The sequence below is a fragment of the Bacillus sp. GW823-FHT06B01 genome (assembly GCF_058952315.1).
Genome location: NZ_JBXAHR010000001.1, coordinates 399,257 through 418,783, shown reverse-complemented (window position 1 = coordinate 418,783; position 19,527 = coordinate 399,257). Strand labels below are relative to the sequence as shown.

Sequence of the window (19,527 nt, the reverse complement as noted above, 5' to 3'; positions counted from 1 at the left end):
ACATGCTTTTTTCTTTCTAAACTGTTTCCTCTTTCTTAACTCTAAGCATTTCGTACGCTTTCACTTGATTCTCTACATACGATTTTACTTTTTCAAATCCAGCTTTCTCATAACAACGAATCGCCCTCTTGTTATCTTCCTTAACTTGCAATAGAACTGCTTCTATATCAGGGTCTAAAAATGATTTACTAATAAAATACTTTGTAATCTCCGTTCCAAGCCCTTTTGAATATAAATTCGAAACGCCAATGAGAATAGAGTATTCCATCACATATATATCATCATATTTCGTCTTTTTTAATCCAACTCTACCTATTACTTCATCCTTCACTACTATTACATGATAACTTGCATGAGACCGCGACAATTTTTCGGCCCAGTACTGACGAAGCTCTTCGATTGTATATCGCTTAAATGGTTTTATATCCGCTATGTTATGTAATTCTTCATCGTTATACCATTCTAATATAACTGGTAAATCATCCATTTCTAAAAGGCGTTCTTTCCAATCCACATTTCCACCTCGTCCATTTTATGTTTTCAAACCAATTAAATTGAATATGCATATTCTTTTTTAGGTAACCTTACTATCTCTCGAATAAAAGGGGATTTTTCTACAATATCCTCTAGCTGCCCCTCACTATAGACGTAAATACCACCTACATATGAACTGTACGCCTTTTTCTCAGTTATTATTGCTAAATTATTATTCTCCCTCTTAAAATCACCCTCCAGCCCTTTTTGAAATGATAAACTTTTAGCAACTGAAAAATAAAGCTGAATTAACGCCACTAATTGTTTGTCCTCTGATTTTGCAAAGCACTGAATTTCATGTGAAATCATTTCATCTTGTAATGGAAGAAAGTCCTCTACTAATAAATCCTCTTCTTTATGAAAGAAATTTTGTAATTCAGGAGTATAGAACTTAAGGTTTTTCTCAGTTATCTTTTGAAAAATGGATTGCAACAATAAATCTTTTCCTATTACAAACGGATGACCAAAGCCATTATTATAAAGTCCTTCTTTCATTTTCATTAGTTGTTCGATCAAAGGGATTCCCGATTCTTCAATGACAAGTTTACCGTTTATAAAACGCATACTAGCTATCAGTTCTTCTATCTGTAATCCACCTATCTCAAGCGATGAATAATATAAATCCCTATTCCAAAAATCTAATTGATCCATTCCTAATGAATTAAACAAGAGCTCATCTATAATTGGAAAAACACCATCTTCTGTTAAAGCTTTCGTTACATCAACTAATAATCCGGCGGTCTGATTTAAAATCGTTCGTATTTCTTCATCCTCTTGAATGATTCGTATAGTCCACTCACCATGATCTTCACCTGATATTTGTTGAAAACAATGCGAATATGGGCCATGGCCGACATCGTGTAGGAGTGCTACAACAGAAAATAATTCCCTCTCATATTCTGATAAATGAATATCACCAATATTCGTAAGATGTTCTATCACTTTATTTACAAGTACATATACACCTATTGAATGTTCTTTCCTCGTATGTATTGCGTTTTCGTGTAAAAAATATGTATGTCCCTGCTGTTTAATATAAGCCAACCTTTGAAATGCTTTTGTATCTTTCAATCGAAGGATATGTCTATCACAAATAGTAATTGTTCCATAAATTGGATCATTAAATTGCATGTATTTTCCTCCTGTTTTTATAAATTAAAAACCTATATAATTATACTTAATTTTCAGTTTATTTTCATTAATATATGAGAAATTTTTAATAATCTTTTCATTTTCTCTTCATGAAAACTAAGCTCATATCCTGTACTATACTACTTATGAGAGACATAAAAGAATTGAAATAGCAATCCTCTATAAAAATAAGGTATAATCTACACATAGTGAATCTTTTATATTATTAAGTATAAGGTTCACCTATTCAAAAATTCAAAAATTCATAAATTAGAAGGTGCAACAATGGTAAGTAGTTTTATTCACTCAGTATTAACATTTTTTGAAGGGCTAGGTTATTGGGGAATTATGCTTGGACTTATGATTGAAATTATCCCAAGTGAAATCGTCCTTGCTTATGCGGGGTACTTAGTATTCAATGGTAGTATCTCATTTGTAGGTGCAGTTATATTCGGTACAATTGGCGGCGTTATTGCTCAAATCTTTATTTATTGGCTTGGACGATACGGTGGACGACCTATATTAGAACGATACGGAAAATATATTTTCATTCATAAAAAACATATAGATGCAGCTGAAGATTGGTTTAACCGTTACGGGACTGGCGTCATTTTCACAGCGCGCTTTATTCCAGTAGTACGCCATGCAATTTCAATTCCTGCCGGGATTACGAAAATGCCTTTCCTACGTTTCACTACATTAACAGCACTTGCAATCATCCCTTGGTCTATTATTTTCATTTATTTAGGTGAAAAACTAGGTGAGAATTGGGAGAATATTAACGAAGTTGCTGGACCATATGTGAAATCATTCGCAATTGGCGGCGTCATTCTTATTCTTTTATACTTCATCATTAAAAAATGGACAAAAAAGCGTAAAAATCTTGCGTAAAAATATAAATAAAAACCGCTATACATTCATTACGAATGTTAGCGGTTTTTATTATAGGCTTGATTATATATTAGAAATTGCATTATTTCTTCTTTGTGCTTTAAGTCATGTTGAATTAGTGATGAAAAGTAATGATTTAATTTCACTTTTTTAGTACCAAATTGGTAGACATTATAAAAATATTTGGTGGGAATTCGCTCAATTTCATCCACTAACTGTTTACGAGTAACACTAAATTGATTTAATAGTTCTTCTTTTGAAATACCAGATCTCGCATATTTAATTGCTCCCTTATTCATTTCCTCAACATCTATTGGAACATTTGGTACAGATTGTCCACTTATAAAGTATGGAATTCTATCCTTTATTAAAAACACATCCGCAATTGCCCATGAACCTTTTTTAATGCCTGAAACCATATATCACCAGGTACTCGCTTCAATGTTTGACACCATTCTATACAATTTAACTTTTCTTCCAAAACATTCTCTTTCTTCATTATTCATTCCTTCCTCGCACTTGTAATTCATTCTTATTAATATCTTCTAGAAATTGTATAAAAAGCCTCCATGATTATGGGGATAAGCAACCTTTCCCTCATTCATTTCGTATATTATCTCAAAAAGGAGTGATTCCCCTATGCATTGGCAACAAAAAATACAATACTTAATCGGACGCCCTATCGGCATTTCCTTCATTAATGGGCAAGGAACTTCTGGTGTATTATGTTCAGCACATGATGGCCAATTATATGTATATGAATACCTTTATCAAGCGCAGTTCGCAATGAAACATTATGATTATAGACAAATTCAAGATATACATGCCTTTCCGAATTGCCCATATCAAAATCCTTTATACTAAAAAAGGAACAGCTTATAGCCGTTCCTTTTTCTCCAGACTTATTTCTCAGTATAAAAGTTTTGCACTGCTTCATCAAAGTAAATCCAGCCTTTCCAACCTAAATGAATAGTATCCTTTAAGAAATACTTATCATATTCATGGCCAGAGAAATCAACTACTGGGTATCCTGCTTTTTCAACTTGTTCCCGAACTTTTTTATAATACACTTCACGGCGTTCTTTAGGGAAACCAGCGTAATCATACCACGGTCCGTTTACAGGTACAGAAATAAAGAGTGGTTTGACATTTTTCTCTTTAAAAATATTTAAAACAATTTGTAAGTCATCATATTCTGGTGATTCTTCATACGATTCATTTGCTCTAAAGTTTTTTAATCCTTTTAATTTTTTCTTTAAATTATGTTTATAGTAATACGGATTTTCAATTCCGAATGTGTTTGTAGTAGATTCCGCTTTTCCTTCTTCCTCCGCATGTTTACGTGCATCTACCCAAGAAATTGAACGAAGTCCCATATTTGTTTTCTCTTTCATCGGTTCGATTTTAAATAAAGAGTTAAATAAATCTCTATGATCTAAAATATTTCGATGCATATAAGCAAGTGGTTTAACTAAACCTGCTTTTATGTTATGTTTCGTATCATTATACACAATACCTTCTAATGAATTTTTTAATATATCATCTTCTTGAACAACTTTATAATCTAATAGTCGTTTCGCAATTTGCTTCTTCATTTCAACATTTATTTTATCATTAAAAATAAAATGATATGCTTGTTGCTTAGAGAAATTGTTAGTGAAATCCCCTTGTGATACCCCAGTCTTTGTAAACCATTGTGGTGATAAAACAAAGACTACTTTTTTACCTTCTAGTTCATCCATTGTAGACGTCATATTTAATATATGAGCTAAACTTTGCGTACCGCCAATCCCCATTAAATATGGCGTAAAACCAGCCGGATTTACTTTAAAGTAATTAGACGGGTGATATGCATCCATTCGTAAAAATTCAGATGAACCATACATCGGTAAATAATGTGAATTATCTAGCATTTTTTGCTGTAAGAAAACACTTTGTAGTTTTTCTTTTTGTAAGGAAGTTGCCGCATCTTCTACCTTCTTATCACTAATAAGTGATACTAAACTTTTCGATGGGATTAATATGATAATGAAAAAAAGCACACACGCTAAAATTATGGGACCAAAAGCATGCTTCATTTTCATCGTCTCTTCCTCTTTCTATTGCTATTAAATTGTAACCCTTGTTTTTGACACGCCATCATTTCTCTCCTTTTTCTCTATACATGTTCCATTCTATTTATCTATTATATACATGTATGTATTTCTTTCCTTGTTCTATTAAGTTCTATACAAATAGCGCAAGAAAATGTTTCCATAGAAACACGTTAATTATACAAGATTCTACATAAATTTCACACTGGAATTTTACTAATAATTTTATTTTTAAGACATGAAAAAATATATAAAATGTCTATACATTTGAAACTGTACAAAAAAACAGACTATCACATACGTGAAGTCTGTTTCTTCATAATTTTATTTCTGCACATCTGCCCATTTTAAACTTGTAGCTGGACCGAATTGATGTACATATAAATCTTTCACATGCGGCTTTTGTAAGTATGATAATCCGCGCTGGAATACCGGTGCAATTACTGCATCATCCAGTAACATTTTCTCAGCATCTTGCATTGCTTTCCAACGAGCTTTTTCATCATTACCTAATTCTGTTTTAATCTTCTTAATTAACGCGTCATATTCCGGATTTGCATATTCTGTATTGTTCACACTGCTTCCAGAAAGGAATACTTCTAAATAAGTCATTGGATCTGGATAATCCGGTAACCAGCGTGATAATGACATTTCATATTCTTTCTTCTTCTCTAACGCTAGTTTTTGCGTGTGTGGTTGTAATTTTACATTTACCTTTAAGCCTGGTAAGTTTTTCTCTAGCTCTTCTTTAATGTATTCTCCTACTTTTTTGAAGTTTTCTAAGTCATAGTTTAATAATTCAAGCGTCACTTCATTTGTACCGGTCTCTTGCTTCGCCTTTTCCCAATATTCTTTCGCCTGTTTTACATCAGTTTTATTAAACTCACCTGCTGTACTTCTAAAATCTTTTTTATCTGGACCTTTTAAAAATCCTTTTGGTACGTAATAGTTAGCAGCAACCGAACCATCATTTAAAAATGAAGTCGCAAGTCCTTTCTTATCAAACACTGTACTTAGCGCAAGCCTTGCGTTTTTATTTTTAAGAATCGGTACATTTTCATTGAATCGGAAGAAGTACATAACCGGATCTGTATATTGTTTTAGCTCTTTATTACTTTTATATTTATCGACGAATTCTGTAGAAATGACAGCTCTATCAACTTTATCTGTTTCATATAAATTTACCGCAGTTGAAATTTCTTTAACAATTTGATAGTTTACTTCATCTAGCTTCACTTCTTTCTTATCCCAATACTTATCGTTTTTTTTCAGTGTAAAACTCGCTTCATGCTTCCACTCTGATAATGTAAATGGCCCGTTATACACCGCTTTATTTGCTTCTAATCCGTACTTATCGCCCTGCTCTTTCGCATATTTTTCGTTAATTGGATAGAAGGACGGTAAAATAAGTAATTTCGTAAAATACGGCACTGGATGTTCTAGTTCTACAACGAATGTTTTATCATCCGTCGCTTTTACTCCTAATTCATCTAAACCTAATTGTTTCTTATTTATTTTCTCCGCATTTTTCACATCGTAAGCAATGTATGCATATTGAGAAGCAGTATCCGGATTAATCAGCTGCTTCCAAGCGTATACGTAATCTTGTGCTGTTACTGGATCTCCGTTAGACCATTTCGCTTCACGCAAGTGGAATGTATATGTTTTTCCATCTTTACTTACTTCATATTTTTGTGCTCCAGCCTCAATCACTTCATCATTTTTCGATAAACGGAATAATCCTTCCATTACGTTATTTAAAACGTTAAACGATACTGCATCTGTTACTTTCCCTGAATTTAATGACGGAATTTCACCCGTTTCTAGTAACTGCAATACTTTCTTCTCATCTTTCGGCTTTGTCGTTGTTTTTTCTTTTGCGCATCCTACTAAAAATGAAGAAACTAATAGAGTACTAACTAATGAGTAACGAACACCTTTTTTCATTTGAAAACCCCCTCTATTTTTTAAGGTAAGTAACGACGAGCACCAGCGTATTCTTCTATATATCCTGGTGTATTTAGCGGTATAATCTCTACTGATCTTTCAGCTCTTGGTGAGTGAATCATATTTCCGTCACCAATATACATAGCAACATGGTGAACACTACCTTTTCCTTGATCATGTGCAAAGAAGATTAAATCTCCTTTTTGTAAATTTTCTTTATCAACTGCAACTCCATTTCTCGATTGCGGACCTGAATCCCGCGGAATTGTAATACCGTGTGATTTATAAATCGTATGTGTAAATCCAGAGCAATCAAATCCAAAGCCACTTGTACCTGCCCATATATACGGTAATCCTAAAAACATTTTTCCAGTGTTTATTAAATCATCAGCTGTCGGAGTTGGAATATCATTTTGCGAACGGTAAACTGTCCCATCATTTTTTCGTAGCCAAGCTTTCTGTCCGCTTGGTAACAACACACGGTACGAAATCGTATCTTCACTAAGTAGTGGCAGTCGCGTATTATAGCTCACTTCAAGTGATTTATGTTGTTCAGAAGGATTTATATATAAAATGGCTGTCGGTTTCGTTACTAATACGAAAGGTTCATTTGTTTTATCAGCAAATTCTTGATTATATGTTAACTGTTTTTCGGGCATCCACCCTGGATAGCCCTCGTCATTTCGAGGTGTTGGCTGACCATGGACTAACACTTTAACCCAGTCCCCTTTTTTATCAACAACCGTTACTTCTTGACCTAATAACGCTTGCGTTTCTAATTTATTTGCATTTGTTAACCAAAGTTTCTCATCAAGCGTCATTGATTTCGTCCACTTCCACAAATCAACTGGGTTTGTAGCGCTCGGTGCATCAATTGGCCGTAATGAATCAGGCGCAGTCCAAAGTGTTGCGGCAGATACATCGATAAACACTTTACTATCTTTCTTCTCTTCAGCATTTGCTGATGTAAACGATGAAAATATAAATAAAGTTGTTAAAAATGCAGTTCCTACTTTTTTCATAAATATCCCCCTTAAAAGATAGTTTACTAGTCTCTTTTCCTAAGATTTACTATTCACTGTCGTTTGAAGGTTTACCTTTGATCCAGAATAAGTCATTCCTTCCGGTTCTTCCATTAACCAAAGCGGTGCATCCAAATCGAAGTAATGAATATTAGGATGTGCAGCAGCTAAATGGGCTACAGCGCTAACAGAAAGTGAAGATTCCATCATACTTCCGACCATGCATTTTACACCAGCTGTTTCAGCAATATCGGCAATACGCCACGCTTCACGTATACCACCACATTTCATTAATTTAATATTAATTAAGTCTGCATATCCTCCTTGAACGATTTTCAATGCATCACCCGCTGAAAATATGCTTTCATCAGCCATAATAGGCGTTTGCACATGATCTTTGACGTACTTTAATCCATCCCAATCTTTCGCATAAACAGGTTGTTCAATAAATTCAATATTTAAATTGCGATTTTCCATCTCTTTAATGATCGTAACCGCTTCTTTTGGATTCCACCCTTGATTTGCATCTAATCGTAACGTCGTATTTTTGGGTACGCTATTTCGAATCGCTTCAATACGTTCTAAATCTAAAGGAGCAGATTTCCCCACTTTAATTTTTAAAGTTTGAAATCCTTTTTCTACATGTTGCTTTGCCTCTTTCGCCATAATAAAAGGCTCATCTACACTCACCGTAATATCTGTATGAATGTCTTTCTTCCCGCCTAATAATGCGTAAAGTGGAACGTTTTGATGTTGACAATACACATCATATAAAGCGATATCTACCGCCGCCTTCGCACTTGAATTTCCAATACAACTCATTTGAATGTGCTGCAGTAACTGCTGAAATTGAATAATACCTTGACCAATTAAACAGGAACGCATCGGTCCTAAAATTGCTTCTTCAATTCCGTTAGCGAAATCCCCCGTAATAACTGGTGTTGCGGTTGCAGCACCCCTCCCAACAATTCCTGCATCTGTATAAATATATACATCTATACTTTCTATTTCAGTTACGGTACGAAGCGCCGTTTTAAACGGTGTATGAAGATTTACACGTCTACGATTTACTTTTACATCGGTAATTTTCATATTGTTCATCCTTTCGTTGTCTGACAAAGTGGAACCTTAATCCACAAAATAGATTAGTTTTTTACGGACAATTAATCTCCACTTTCGCTTACTTTTCATATAGGAGGTTAATGTAAAATAAAAAAATCCAGCCATAAGAAGATTCTTATGGCTGGATTTTGTCTAGGAATAGGTAGACAAAGCAGCGATTTGATTATATTTTTTCTGTGCATCTTTTAATGCTACAAGTAGTGCTTTTTGAGACGAACCAAAGTATCTATTTTTTATTTCTGTTACCAATAGTGGATCATTAATATTTTTATGTAGAAACAAATATTTAACGAATTGTGATGTTAATGCAATTGTCGCTGAGCAATCTGCATCTACAATTTCCCCTGTCTCCTTAACAAGTACAAACGCTACAAAATAACTTTTGAACTTTTCGGTAATAGGATTATTTTGAGGTGCTTTCGCATCCCCTACGATATAAATTGTATTTGAAGCGTACACAGCTATCTTCCTTTCTAATACGGGATAACGGTTTTCTTAATAGTCGTATGAGTGATAAACTCAACGTTGATTAAGAAATGTATCCGCTTACCTTGTATTATAATACAATTGACAGAATTTTAACAACATTTATTTCAGTGTATATTCCATAAGTATAAAAACAGCTCAAACTCTTCATTTTTACAATATGTGATTGTTACTTGTACCATGCCATTCATACATAAAAAAACAGCTAGCAATCGCTAACTGTTCTATTACACTACTTCGGCAACAAAAATATAGTTTCATTTGACTTTGAAAATTGATATTCTTTTCTCGCAAACTTCAAAATTTCTTCCTCATCGTCTGTTAAATTTTCTATGTTAGTCTTTAAAGAATCCTGGTCTTTCTTTAAAGAGACCAATTGTTTTTTTTGATTCGTTATTGTATCTTTTTTTTCTACGATTATTTCTTGTTGTTTCGTTAAAATAAATTGAAGGTACAAAGTAGCCGCCGCAATAAATATAAACATGAATATAAATCGTCTTAGTTTTTTCTTATTAATTGCTCGCTTCTCATTAGGCTGTGATAGTTGCTCTTCTATATTAGGAACATTTATTCGCTTGAGTTTCCTCATTATGAAATCCCCCTAACACATATATTTTCACTACCCTCGGCATAATCCCTTACTAACTATAATTCTATTCTTATAAAATAAGCTCCTTCACAAAAATATCTTACAAATTAACCAATTAAAGATAGCATTCGACGACATTTCCATATTTACATTGCATTTTTTTATGTATGCTGCCATAAAATAGTAGTTTCTGTTATTCTTTTTCTACTATTGTAGAAGAGTTTTTTTACACACAAAATACCTTCCCTACATATCGATGTTATAACATGCTTACAAGGAGGAAAAATATGCATTACCGTACATTAGGTAAAACTGGAATAACTGTCTCTGAAATAGGTTTTGGGGCATGGGCAATCGGTGGTGATGAATGGGGACCTGTTAACGATAAACAATCTATAACCGCTATAAAAAAAGCAATTGAGTGTGGTGTGAATTTTATTGATACTGCAGATGTGTATGGTTTAGGACATAGTGAAAAGTTAGTGTCTACCGCAATTAAAGGATATCGTAATGATATTATCCTATCAACGAAAGGCGGTTTAATCGGACATCACTACGATCCGAATGGAGAACCTGTATATGATACTCCCGAAAAAATCATCGCCGTATTTGAAACAAGTTTACAACGTCTTCAAACAGATTACATTGATCTTTATTTTTGTCATATTTGGTGGCATAACCGTAGAGAAACAGAAGCATTTTTACGTGCATTTGAAGTATTAAAACGTGATGGAAAAGTAAGAGCAGTCGGTGTTTCGACACATGATTTACAATACATTCGTCATTTCAATAAAAACAATGAAATTGACATCGTACAACTTGATTACAATATATTGAATCGAAAACCAGAAAATGATATTTTGCCATTCTTACAAGAAAAAAATCTAGGAGCTGTTATTCGTGGGCCGTTAAAAATGGGTATTTTAACTGGAAAATTCACAAATAAAACAACTTTTCCAAATGGAGATTTACGCAAAGATTGGCCAAATGAAAATTGGTTTCAAGAAGACTTACAAAAGGTAGAGAAACTTCGGTTGCTCTCAAATAAAAATCAGACCTTAGGGCAACTTGCACTTCGCTATATACTCACTCATCCAGCAGTGAGTGTTGTAATCCCAGGTGCAAAAACAGAAAAACAAGCACAAGAAAATGCAAATGCGTCTGTTCGCCCTATTTTGAGTGATGAGGAGATTAGCTATATTCAATCAATATAAAAAAGCCCGGCCTGGGCTTTTTAATTTTGTAAGTCAATATCATATTCCATGCTTCTTGCTGTTTCCTCAGCAATCTCCACACCTAACAAATTTTTTACAATATGAAATGACATGTTAATACCAGCTGAAATACCTGCAGATGTAATAATGTGTCCTTCATCTACAAATTTCACATTCTCCATTACTTCTACATTCGGAAAATCTTTTTTGAAGGTTTGAATACTAGCCCAATGCGTTGTTGCTTTTAAGCCTTCCAGTAAACCGGCTTTCGCAAGTAATAGTGCACCCGTACAAACTGAAGTCATTAGCTTTACTTCTTTCATTTGCTGACGAACCCAATTTATTATAATATCATTTTGCACTTCATTTTCCCGAACGCCTTTACCACCGGGAATGATTAAAATATCAACTGGTGGGAAATCTTCAATACTATAATCCGGTTTTACCTTTAATCCGTTTCTTGCTGTAATCATTTCTCCATTTTGGCTAACTGTATAGACAGTAAATGGTTTTTCTTCATCCGCTTCGGTTACAGAAAAAACTTCAAATGGCCCAGCAAAGTCTAACACTTCTACCTCGTTAAATAAAAATATGCCCACACTCCATTTATTTATCATACGTTCACTTCCTGTTTTAAATGATGTAAAAGGTGATCATGTCCTTTTTCTAATGCAATATAATATGCTGTTCTCCCTTCTTTCAAAATATTTAAGTTTCCCCTTCTTCTATATGTTCTATTGATTATGATATTTTCCTGTTAAAACTACAGTTTACATAATAATATTATCTCTCCGATAATTATCTGTTATTTTAAATATTAAATTTTTTCGTTAAAATAACACTAATCATGTTTAATATGGAGGAGAGATTATGTTACAAGTAATGCCTTTAAATAATGAAGACTATGATTTAATTACAGCTGCTGAAAAAGTAATCGAAAAAAAACTATAAATATGGTCGTCATCATATCGGTTCAGCTGTAAGAACTAAAGCAGGTAATATTTATGCAGCAGTGCATGTTGAAGCGAATGTTGGAAGAATAACAGTATGCGGTGAAGCTATGGCGATCGGAAAATCTACTTCAGAAGATGATCATGAATTTGATACCATTGTCGCAGTTGCTCACCCACACCCTCATGAAGATATAGAAAAATGTTGGGTTGTTGCTCCATGTGGTAGGTGTCGAGAATTAATAAGTGATTACGGAAAAAATACGAACGTTATACTTTCTTATAATGGTGAACTTGTAAAATGTAACGTAATGGAATTATTACCTGAAAAGTACACAAGTGAAGTAGAATAATCATTCCTGTTTGCCATTCATCAAATAATATTATTCCAATAAAAAACAATCCATTTTAAAAACGGATTGTTTTTTTATTTCTTTTTTATGCAGTTTATTTTATTTTTCTATTTTCGATAATTATAAAATTATCATTAACAAAAATGAAATTCAAATATTCAAGTACGTATTGCGGTTCGTTTTTCATTTGAAAATTAAAATTCTATTTCTCCTTACATTCGAAAAATATCAATATAAATTCTCTAAAATAAGCAGTCTTATCATACTAATCTATAACAATTCTGTCTTCTTCCCTTACCTGTTTCCTTTAACACATATGATTTTAAAACAAGCGCTGTTAATGAATCTGTTAATGTTTTATATGATAAATTAGATAACGCTAATAGATCGTTCGTATATAACATTCTATGCTTCTCTAATAATAATAGTACTAATCGTTCCGACGGTTTTAATGCCTCATCACTTTCTAGTATAAAGTCTATATTTTTCATTTCTCTAATTGTTACTCCTTATATAAAAAAATACTTGCACAACTAATTTAATATAAAAATAATACACAACAAAATTTGAAGTATATTAAAATAACATCGTTCCGAAACACTATTATACTATAACATAGAAAAAGCATTTCCCGAAATAGGAAATGCTTTTTAAAATTGCTTATATGTTTCTTCCAAACTTACATTATATTTCGAATTCTTATCCGTACAATTTCCTCCTAATTTTTGCTGGTCATACCGATGTATTTGTATTAAATTAACCTATTCTGAATTGATTTAAAGAAATAAAAACGGTTAGTCTATCATACTCTAAACATGAACGAATAAGCGTTTTCCAGCTTCTTCTCAAATACATGTACTACCTTAAATATTTCTTGCAATATGCGGCTTACTGTAATGACTTGTACCACCGCCGCCTACTACTACTTTACCTCCTTTTTCAAAAATTAATAATTTACTTGAACCATCTGCAAGTAGTACTATTACTTCAGCATTATTACTTGTTGCTACATAAATTACATAGCCACTTTTTGATATACATGTTTCCCAATTCGCATCAAATTCTGATCTTACTACACGATTGGAATACACTTGATTTTCAATTCTGTCTTGTTCTACGTTTTCCAAATTTATCCCCTACTTCTCTAAAATATCATTTATAGAAAAATAACAGTTCTATTTGAAATAGTAACTGCCTTTAATATAAGTAGTATATGTAGTTAGTAGAAGAATGCTTGGACAACCACCGGAACGTAATACCATGTAAGTAATATACAATTGAAATAAGGCAGACGATATTATATCGATTGCCTTATTTTCATACATAGTTCTTTATTTTTCGTTTCGCACAGCTTCAAAAGTAAACATTTGGTTTGCATTTGACGGTTCTTTTTCATAAACATAATCAGCGGAGCACGTAATGTTAGAGAAACCTATACTTTCTAACAGAAGTTTAAACTCTTCTATTCCATACCAGCGCACCGCAAAGCGTTGCAATTCCGTTTGTACTAACTGCCCTTTACTCCATTTTTCATATTTTAAATATGATAGAGTAACTTGGTTCAGCCAATCTATTTCAATTGATTTATTTTCTAATGTAATTCCGTCTCCGCTCGGCAAAGAAAAAGTCGATGTATGAATCTCTCCTGTTTTCCAGTCATGCGGAAGCATAATATCTACGATTAATCGCCCGCCTGGATTAAGATGTTCATAAAAACATTTCAATGCGTTTATAGAATCCGCACGATTTTCAATTAAACAAAAGGATCCAGTAGGAATGATAATTGCCTCATATTTATGCGGCAGTGAAAATTGTTGTAAACTTCCTTCATACAAATGAGGATGTAAGCCTCTCTCATTACATCGTATACGGCACGATTCTAGCATTTCAGGTGAATAGTCAATCCCATCCACTTTAAAACCAGCTTCAAGAAGTGGGATGATAACACGCCCTGATCCTACTGCCGCTTCGAGAATTCTTCCTCTACCATTTTTTAAACGTTCTTGGTAATACTCAATATCACCATTTAAAGAATACCCGACAGGCTTAGTGTAATCATAAAGTTCCGTGCAAAGTGTACTATAAAAACTAAACATTTATTTTCTCCTCCGTTTTATACGTACGGAAGATTTTAACTCAATTAATCTTCCTGTACCTTTATTTTTAATAAAAATTCGAAAGAGCTGACTGTCATAATATATCACTCGCTTTCCATACAATATAATTATATTGTATAATATTCCATTTAAAATGAACATATGAAAATTCAGAATTATATTAAAAGGAGGATATGATGAATTCATTAATTGGACTTATTTTTCTTCTTATCACTTTTAATACACTGATTTTCTTTATAGCAAAGAAATATAAACGAATATGGAAAATAGCTAGTGGTATTTTCATACTTTCTTCTCCCGTTGTTTTCTTCGCCACTTTGCACGTAATTGGTGAAAAAGTAGGAGATGGATTCGCTGGAGGTTTTGCTGGGCTAACCTTTAGTGGTCTATTGATCATGAATGCAATTTTTTTATTTGTTGTAAGCATTTTTGTATCTACTAATAAAAATTCATAATAAACTCCCCATTTCAAAGTTTAAAGAGCTTACTATGCAGTAAGCTCTTTATTCATAACTATTTATTTCACAATCGGCAATGTTACTTCACTTAATTTTACTGTAAGCTTCGTGCCCGCTTTCGGTCTAATTGTATAATCATAGTCACTAGCGATTAAAATGACCCCTATTTGATGCCCCGCTTTAAATACATAATCATCAGGCTGCATATCCCATGTAAATGTATAATCTTTGCCCGGTTGAATCGCTGTTGAATTTTCTATACTCTTTAAGTTTTGTGGATCCATCCAGCCTCTCGTTACAATTTCCGGCTTTGCTCCACCATAATCAACAAGTAAAGCAGTTAAATTTGATACAGATCGATCAATATTTCCTGTAATTGAAATCTTTGGTGTACCGCTTATACGCGTATCTTTTTGAAGTACAGGCATTGTATACACTAATCGATTGGCTACTTCTAATTCTGGGTTTGCTATTAATTGATTTGATTTCATTTTTGCATCATCTACGAATGAGAAAACTTTATTTGCAGAGCCCATACTTAATGGCAAATTAACTGCTTTGTTACTTAAATACATACGAACTTTTGACGGTACAGCTGCTGGATCCGGCCAATTTTTTATTTTATCCCACGTTTTATTTTCACGTTGAACATCAACCATTGGTTCATTCATAATTCCATTTTCAATTCCATACAACCAATAATCGAGCCATTTATTTTGTGTTCTTTGCCAGTCATTCGTTGATGTTCCACCGTGTCCACCTTGATGTAACCACATTTTACGAGGAACATTATTTTCTCCAAGTGCATCCCACCATTGCGCGAACTGCTTCGTCTTTACATTCCAATCATTTAAACCATGAACAACAAATACGCTTGCTTTTACATTTTTAGCATCTTTTACATAATTACGTTTATCCCAAAAACCATTATAATTACCAGTTTTTCGGTCTTGTCCAGCTGTTAACTCTTTTATTACTTGTCCGCAAACTTCAGGATTTTCTCTTGTTAGTACTGCTTCGGCCATGTTATCTGTATCTTCTCCTTGGTATCCACCTGGCGCAATGACTGCACCATTTGCACGATAATAATCATACCAACTACTAATCGCTGCGATTGGAATAATTGTTTTTAACCCTTCAACACCAGTCGTCGCAACAGCATTCGGTAACGTACCATTATAAGAAACACCTGTCATACCTACATTTCCTGTAGACCAATCAGCCTTAACCTCCTCACCATTTTCTGTATATGCTTTCGCACGCCCATTTACCCAATCAATAACAGATTTCGTCCCTAATATTTCTTGCTCATCCCCAGTAGTTGGACATCCGTCTGACTTTCCAGTTCCAATACTTTCACCTAAAATGACTGCATAGCCTCTTGGCACATAATAATTGCCGTACGAACCAAGATTAACAGCTCCATACGGTTTGCCTTCATACGCATACAATTCTTCATCTACATTATATACAGGAACATCTTTTAAACCCGCTCGATATGGGCTCATTTCATATATAACGGGCACTTTCACATTAGGATCTGTTTTGGGGCGCATAACTTTTACTGACACTCTGTCTTTTTTTCCATCTCGATCGCTATCAACTTCCGTCTCTACAAATAGATTTTCGATAATTGCTTCATCAAGCGAATAAATCGATTTTGTCATCCCATTTTCTAATTCAATCTTCGTATTTGATTGAACCCCTTCTGAAACTTTCCCATTTAACTTCACATCATTCTCATTTATGTAGTTTGTTTCTTTATTGTCTGCATACGCAGTCATACTAGAAACTCCCGATGTGACTGATAAAGATAAAATTGTTGATAATGTAATTGCTATTTTCTTTTTCCCCATACTCTTTCCTCCCCATATATTTCTCCTTTTACTATACAATAAAATTACTGAAAATTCAGTTTATATTTTATACAACCACTTGAGAAATTTGTAGATCACTCTTTCAACGGGCTTTCAAGTATATATATTTTGAATTACTACTTACATATAATCAATAAAAAACATCGCCTATTAATAGACGATGCTTCTACTAGTATTAAATTAATCGTTCTTCATATTTATATAAAATCGTATCTCTCCCTCTAAAGTAGAAACTCCATAGTTAAAACCATGTCTTTCTAAGATGCTTTTTACGATTGCTAAACCTAGTCCTGTGCCTGAATGGTCTTTACTGCGAGAAGATTCTAAGACGTAAAATGGTTCCCAAATTTTATCGATATCTTTCATTTGTTCCGCATTCATACCATTTTGAATTTGAAAATATACACTTTCATTTCGTTCTTCTAAAGTAATTTTTATATGTTGATTTGCTGTATATTTTATCGCATTTGAAATTAAATTTTGAAACACCATTCTCATTTTATTTACATCTGCATAAACAACTGCATCGCTAACATTATAGTTCACTTGCAAATTAATCTCTTTCGATTCCAATTCAATCTTATGCTTATCTAATATACTTTGGACTAGTGATTTAATATCGAATTCTTCTTTTTCTAAAACATCTCTTTCTAGTTTAGAAAATCGTAATAACTCTTCAATTAGGTTTGAAATGTGATCAGTTTGTTTAATGATTGTATCTATATATGTACCATCATCTAAACCATCTTTTATTCCCATAGAATATGCTTTCACTAATGCGATTGGAGTTTTTAATTCATGCGTCACATCACCCATAAATCGTTTTAAATGTTCATTTCGATCTGTTAAATCTTCATGCGCTTCATTTAGTTTTTCACTCATGATATTAATACTATTAGCTAAGTCTCCTATTTCATCATTTGTTTTCACTTTCGCTCGTTCAAATTTCAAATTTGAAATATCTTCTGCAACATTACTTAATTCTTTCAATGGTCTAGTGATTGTTGTTGAAAGTATCCATACAAGTACGATAATGAGAAAAATCGTAATGCCAAAAATGTAAAAATAAAATGAATTTAACGTTTTTATTACTTCATTAGAATGTGCGATCGAAACTCCTACTAAAATTAACATATCGTCTTTCGCAATGTATTTCACAAAAAAACTAGATTTAATCTTTTCTTGATCATATATTTTATTCGCTTGCCTGAAGTTCTTTACTTTCATTACTTCTTCTTTTGTAATCCAAAGTTTATTAAGGGCAACCCTTTTCCTTGTAAGTTGCATACGTAACTCATCATTAATTTGATCTTCCGAATTGTTAATTGATGTATACGCAATCGTAACATTTCCTTTATTTTCAATGCTAGTAATTGCTTCATCCAGTTGTTGGCTCGGTATGGACTGTATTTGTGCTGTAATACCTTCTAAACTTTCTCGCGTTTTGTAAATATTATATTTCGGTAAAAGATAGTTAATTAATAATAAAGAGATTGTAAAAATAAGAATAACAGTTAAAGAAATGCTGAGAAATAGCTTTTTTCCAAGTTTATTCACTCTGCTCCTCCAAACTATATCCTAAACCACGATGCGTCTTTATAATATTTTCTCCTACTTTTTTACGCAATCTTCTTACATGTGTATCAACAGTTCGCTCTTCTCCAAAATAGTCAAATCCCCATACGATATCTAACAATTTTTTACGAGTTAAAATCATGCCTTTATGATTTAAAAAACACTTTATTAATTCTAGCTCTGTTTTTGTAATATCTAACTCTTTGTCATTTTTATAAACTTTATTTTTAGTGAAATCTATTTTCAAATCTTGAACTTGAATGACATCATTATGCTGTATAAGCTTTTTCGCTCTAGTTATTAATACGCCTGGATGAAATGGTTTTTTTACGTACTCATCTGCACCACTTTGAAGCGCCGCTAATTCGTCTTCGCTTTCACTTTTCGCCGTAAGCATTAATACTTTAACGCTTGAGTTCTTTTTTATTTCCTGACAAACAGTAATACCGCTATGTTTCGGCATCATCCAGTCTAAAATAGCTAAATCAATTTTTTCATCATAAAATATTTGAAGTGCTTCTTCTCCATCTTTCGCTAATAAAACTTCGAAGCCTTCTTTCTCGAAATAAGCTTTTAAAATCCTTAACATATCTTGTTCATCATCTGCTATTAATACTTTCATACATTATCCTCCATTGCTATTAAACAAAACCAATTGTATTATACAACTTCTTTGTTACATAAATGTGACAGAAAAATATTTAAACTTTTTAAGGGTATAGTAAAGACGAGGTGTTGTACTATGATTAAAAAAATCGGGTTCATTACTCTTCTTTGTTTCTTATTATCAACAAATGTGTTCGCAAATACAAATCAACAAATTGAAGTGTTTGATTGTCAAAAAGAAATGGTCGTTCAAAAACAATCTTTAGATCCAGCTATTCAAAAAGAAGCTGTTCAATATGCTAAATCGATTACTGGCCCATTCAAAAACTTAAACGTCGTTCCAAAAGATGGTCACATGATAAAAATCCCTTTATCTAAACCAGTTTCTATTACAAATCAATGGTTACATACAACAATTGATGAAATACTTATTCTTCTCCCGCTTAATCAAAAACCTTATATTATGCTTTACGATGATGAAAATAATCCACATTTTTATTATGTAAAAGGTGATCCGAAGGGATTATTGAAAGAGATGAATGTTAAATTATAATATAAGAAA

Annotated in this window: 20 protein-coding genes and 3 pseudogenes; 6 read left to right on the top strand and 17 right to left on the bottom strand. The window is 32.9% G+C overall.

What is annotated here, in order from left to right:
• Positions 1 to 16: 16 nt before the first annotated feature.
• Both AC1Q8N_RS02225 and AC1Q8N_RS02220 read right to left on the bottom strand, forming a co-directional pair.
• Positions 17 to 514, bottom strand: coding sequence for a GNAT family N-acetyltransferase (locus AC1Q8N_RS02225; protein WP_000383821.1), 498 nt, complete (start codon positions 512 to 514; stop codon positions 17 to 19).
• Between the two features lie 35 nt (positions 515 to 549).
• A complete protein-coding gene (locus AC1Q8N_RS02220; RefSeq protein WP_098847961.1) occupies positions 550 to 1,665 on the bottom strand; it encodes an HD domain-containing protein in 1,116 nt (371 codons plus the stop codon).
• A gap of 285 nt (positions 1,666 to 1,950) precedes the next feature.
• Here AC1Q8N_RS02220 and uptA point away from each other — a divergent pair, with 285 nt between their 5' ends.
• Complete coding sequence (gene uptA / locus AC1Q8N_RS02215) at positions 1,951 to 2,556, top strand: undecaprenyl phosphate transporter UptA (RefSeq protein ID WP_000254824.1); 606 nt, start codon at positions 1,951 to 1,953, stop codon at positions 2,554 to 2,556.
• Between the two features lie 38 nt (positions 2,557 to 2,594).
• Here the strand turns inward: uptA and AC1Q8N_RS02210 are convergent.
• A pseudogene (locus AC1Q8N_RS02210) lies at positions 2,595 to 3,055 on the bottom strand (DinB family protein).
• Between the two features lie 140 nt (positions 3,056 to 3,195).
• On the opposite strand from AC1Q8N_RS02210, the gene AC1Q8N_RS02205 reads away from it, so the two are divergent.
• Positions 3,196 to 3,420, top strand: coding sequence for a hypothetical protein (locus AC1Q8N_RS02205; protein ID WP_000558708.1), 225 nt, complete (start codon positions 3,196 to 3,198; stop codon positions 3,418 to 3,420).
• 38 nt (positions 3,421 to 3,458) lie between these two features.
• Here the strand turns inward: AC1Q8N_RS02205 and dltD are convergent, their stop codons facing one another.
• From dltD to AC1Q8N_RS02175, 6 genes are all read right to left on the bottom strand, one after another.
• Entirely contained in the window at positions 3,459 to 4,640 is a 1,182-nt protein-coding gene (gene dltD / locus AC1Q8N_RS02200; protein ID WP_098847962.1) for a D-alanyl-lipoteichoic acid biosynthesis protein DltD, read from the bottom strand.
• A gap of 333 nt (positions 4,641 to 4,973) precedes the next feature.
• A complete protein-coding gene (locus AC1Q8N_RS02195; protein WP_098067976.1) occupies positions 4,974 to 6,596 on the bottom strand; it encodes a peptide ABC transporter substrate-binding protein in 1,623 nt (540 codons plus the stop codon).
• A gap of 20 nt (positions 6,597 to 6,616) precedes the next feature.
• Positions 6,617 to 7,618 (bottom strand): C40 family peptidase, encoded by a 1,002-nt coding sequence (locus tag AC1Q8N_RS02190; RefSeq protein ID WP_493521046.1) that lies wholly within the window; start codon positions 7,616 to 7,618, stop codon positions 6,617 to 6,619.
• A gap of 39 nt (positions 7,619 to 7,657) precedes the next feature.
• The gene (locus AC1Q8N_RS02185; RefSeq protein ID WP_141519945.1) at positions 7,658 to 8,719 is read right to left on the bottom strand and encodes a dipeptide epimerase; all 1,062 of its coding nucleotides are present in this window, start codon (positions 8,717 to 8,719) and stop codon (positions 7,658 to 7,660) included.
• A 153-nt stretch (positions 8,720 to 8,872) separates the two neighbouring features.
• Positions 8,873 to 9,199, bottom strand: coding sequence for a DUF3870 domain-containing protein (locus AC1Q8N_RS02180; RefSeq protein ID WP_048547447.1), 327 nt, complete (start codon positions 9,197 to 9,199; stop codon positions 8,873 to 8,875).
• A 259-nt stretch (positions 9,200 to 9,458) separates the two neighbouring features.
• Complete coding sequence (locus AC1Q8N_RS02175; RefSeq protein WP_048547449.1) at positions 9,459 to 9,815, bottom strand: FtsB family cell division protein; 357 nt, start codon at positions 9,813 to 9,815, stop codon at positions 9,459 to 9,461.
• 287 nt (positions 9,816 to 10,102) lie between these two features.
• On the opposite strand from AC1Q8N_RS02175, the gene AC1Q8N_RS02170 reads away from it, so the two are divergent.
• Entirely contained in the window at positions 10,103 to 11,029 is a 927-nt protein-coding gene (locus tag AC1Q8N_RS02170; RefSeq protein ID WP_048547451.1) for an aldo/keto reductase, read from the top strand.
• Between the two features lie 20 nt (positions 11,030 to 11,049).
• On the opposite strand, the gene AC1Q8N_RS02165 is transcribed toward AC1Q8N_RS02170, so the two are convergent.
• Positions 11,050 to 11,646 (bottom strand): DJ-1/PfpI family protein, encoded by a 597-nt coding sequence (locus AC1Q8N_RS02165; protein ID WP_048547453.1) that lies wholly within the window; start codon positions 11,644 to 11,646, stop codon positions 11,050 to 11,052.
• Positions 11,643 to 11,726: pseudogene (locus AC1Q8N_RS02160) on the bottom strand (ankyrin repeat domain-containing protein); the annotation flags it as partial. The gene AC1Q8N_RS02165 and the pseudogene AC1Q8N_RS02160, both read right to left, overlap by 4 nt.
• Positions 11,727 to 11,899: 173 nt before the next feature.
• Between AC1Q8N_RS02160 and AC1Q8N_RS02155 the strand changes: the two are divergent.
• Positions 11,900 to 12,332, top strand: a pseudogene (locus AC1Q8N_RS02155) (cytidine deaminase).
• A gap of 260 nt (positions 12,333 to 12,592) precedes the next feature.
• On the opposite strand, the gene AC1Q8N_RS02150 reads toward AC1Q8N_RS02155, so the two are convergent.
• From AC1Q8N_RS02150 to AC1Q8N_RS02140, 3 genes are all read right to left on the bottom strand, one after another.
• A complete protein-coding gene (locus AC1Q8N_RS02150) occupies positions 12,593 to 12,823 on the bottom strand; it encodes a hypothetical protein (RefSeq protein ID WP_000789031.1) in 231 nt (76 codons plus the stop codon).
• 372 nt (positions 12,824 to 13,195) lie between these two features.
• Entirely contained in the window at positions 13,196 to 13,459 is a 264-nt protein-coding gene (locus AC1Q8N_RS02145) for a hypothetical protein (RefSeq protein WP_000432423.1), read from the bottom strand.
• A 204-nt stretch (positions 13,460 to 13,663) separates the two neighbouring features.
• Positions 13,664 to 14,428 (bottom strand): class I SAM-dependent methyltransferase, encoded by a 765-nt coding sequence (locus tag AC1Q8N_RS02140; RefSeq protein ID WP_048547454.1) that lies wholly within the window; start codon positions 14,426 to 14,428, stop codon positions 13,664 to 13,666.
• Positions 14,429 to 14,622: 194 nt separating this feature from the next.
• Here AC1Q8N_RS02140 and AC1Q8N_RS02135 point away from each other — a divergent pair, with 194 nt between their 5' ends.
• Positions 14,623 to 14,904 (top strand): hypothetical protein, encoded by a 282-nt coding sequence (locus tag AC1Q8N_RS02135; RefSeq protein WP_095205752.1) that lies wholly within the window; start codon positions 14,623 to 14,625, stop codon positions 14,902 to 14,904.
• Between the two features lie 62 nt (positions 14,905 to 14,966).
• Here the strand turns inward: AC1Q8N_RS02135 and AC1Q8N_RS02130 are convergent, their stop codons facing one another.
• The 3 genes from AC1Q8N_RS02130 to AC1Q8N_RS02120 all read right to left on the bottom strand — a co-directional run bounded on the left by AC1Q8N_RS02130 (position 14,967) and on the right by AC1Q8N_RS02120 (position 18,981).
• Complete coding sequence (locus AC1Q8N_RS02130) at positions 14,967 to 16,763, bottom strand: Xaa-Pro dipeptidyl-peptidase (RefSeq protein WP_493521045.1); 1,797 nt, start codon at positions 16,761 to 16,763, stop codon at positions 14,967 to 14,969.
• A gap of 201 nt (positions 16,764 to 16,964) precedes the next feature.
• Positions 16,965 to 18,341, bottom strand: a complete 1,377-nt coding sequence (locus tag AC1Q8N_RS02125) for a sensor histidine kinase (RefSeq protein ID WP_098076179.1) — start codon at positions 18,339 to 18,341, stop codon at positions 16,965 to 16,967.
• Positions 18,334 to 18,981, bottom strand: coding sequence for a response regulator transcription factor (locus AC1Q8N_RS02120; protein ID WP_098076181.1), 648 nt, complete (start codon positions 18,979 to 18,981; stop codon positions 18,334 to 18,336). Before AC1Q8N_RS02120 ends, AC1Q8N_RS02125 begins: the two co-directional genes overlap by 8 nt.
• A 120-nt stretch (positions 18,982 to 19,101) precedes the next feature.
• Between AC1Q8N_RS02120 and AC1Q8N_RS02115 the strand changes: the two genes are divergently transcribed.
• Complete coding sequence (locus AC1Q8N_RS02115) at positions 19,102 to 19,518, top strand: hypothetical protein (protein WP_098076183.1); 417 nt, start codon at positions 19,102 to 19,104, stop codon at positions 19,516 to 19,518.
• Positions 19,519 to 19,527: the final 9 nt, after the last annotated feature.

What these genes read in the sequence shown, in the direction of transcription:
- AC1Q8N_RS02220 (WP_098847961.1), bottom strand. Translation starts at nt 1,665, where the DNA reads ATGCAATTTAATGATCCAATTTATGGAACAATTACTATTTGTGATAGA.
- uptA (WP_000254824.1), top strand. Translation starts at nt 1,951, where the DNA reads ATGGTAAGTAGTTTTATTCACTCAGTATTAACATTTTTTGAAGGGCTA.
- AC1Q8N_RS02205 (WP_000558708.1), top strand. Translation starts at nt 3,196, where the DNA reads ATGCATTGGCAACAAAAAATACAATACTTAATCGGACGCCCTATCGGC.
- dltD (WP_098847962.1), bottom strand. Translation starts at nt 4,640, where the DNA reads ATGAAAATGAAGCATGCTTTTGGTCCCATAATTTTAGCGTGTGTGCTT.
- AC1Q8N_RS02195 (WP_098067976.1), bottom strand. Translation starts at nt 6,596, where the DNA reads ATGAAAAAAGGTGTTCGTTACTCATTAGTTAGTACTCTATTAGTTTCT.
- AC1Q8N_RS02190 (WP_493521046.1), bottom strand. Translation starts at nt 7,618, where the DNA reads ATGAAAAAAGTAGGAACTGCATTTTTAACAACTTTATTTATATTTTCA.
- AC1Q8N_RS02185 (WP_141519945.1), bottom strand. Translation starts at nt 8,719, where the DNA reads ATGAACAATATGAAAATTACCGATGTAAAAGTAAATCGTAGACGTGTA.
- AC1Q8N_RS02175 (WP_048547449.1), bottom strand. Translation starts at nt 9,815, where the DNA reads ATGAGGAAACTCAAGCGAATAAATGTTCCTAATATAGAAGAGCAACTA.
- AC1Q8N_RS02170 (WP_048547451.1), top strand. Translation starts at nt 10,103, where the DNA reads ATGCATTACCGTACATTAGGTAAAACTGGAATAACTGTCTCTGAAATA.
- AC1Q8N_RS02165 (WP_048547453.1), bottom strand. Translation starts at nt 11,646, where the DNA reads ATGATAAATAAATGGAGTGTGGGCATATTTTTATTTAACGAGGTAGAA.
- AC1Q8N_RS02150 (WP_000789031.1), bottom strand. Translation starts at nt 12,823, where the DNA reads ATGAAAAATATAGACTTTATACTAGAAAGTGATGAGGCATTAAAACCG.
- AC1Q8N_RS02140 (WP_048547454.1), bottom strand. Translation starts at nt 14,428, where the DNA reads ATGTTTAGTTTTTATAGTACACTTTGCACGGAACTTTATGATTACACT.
- AC1Q8N_RS02135 (WP_095205752.1), top strand. Translation starts at nt 14,623, where the DNA reads ATGATGAATTCATTAATTGGACTTATTTTTCTTCTTATCACTTTTAAT.
- AC1Q8N_RS02130 (WP_493521045.1), bottom strand. Translation starts at nt 16,763, where the DNA reads ATGGGGAAAAAGAAAATAGCAATTACATTATCAACAATTTTATCTTTA.
- AC1Q8N_RS02120 (WP_098076181.1), bottom strand. Translation starts at nt 18,981, where the DNA reads ATGAAAGTATTAATAGCAGATGATGAACAAGATATGTTAAGGATTTTA.
- AC1Q8N_RS02115 (WP_098076183.1), top strand. Translation starts at nt 19,102, where the DNA reads ATGATTAAAAAAATCGGGTTCATTACTCTTCTTTGTTTCTTATTATCA.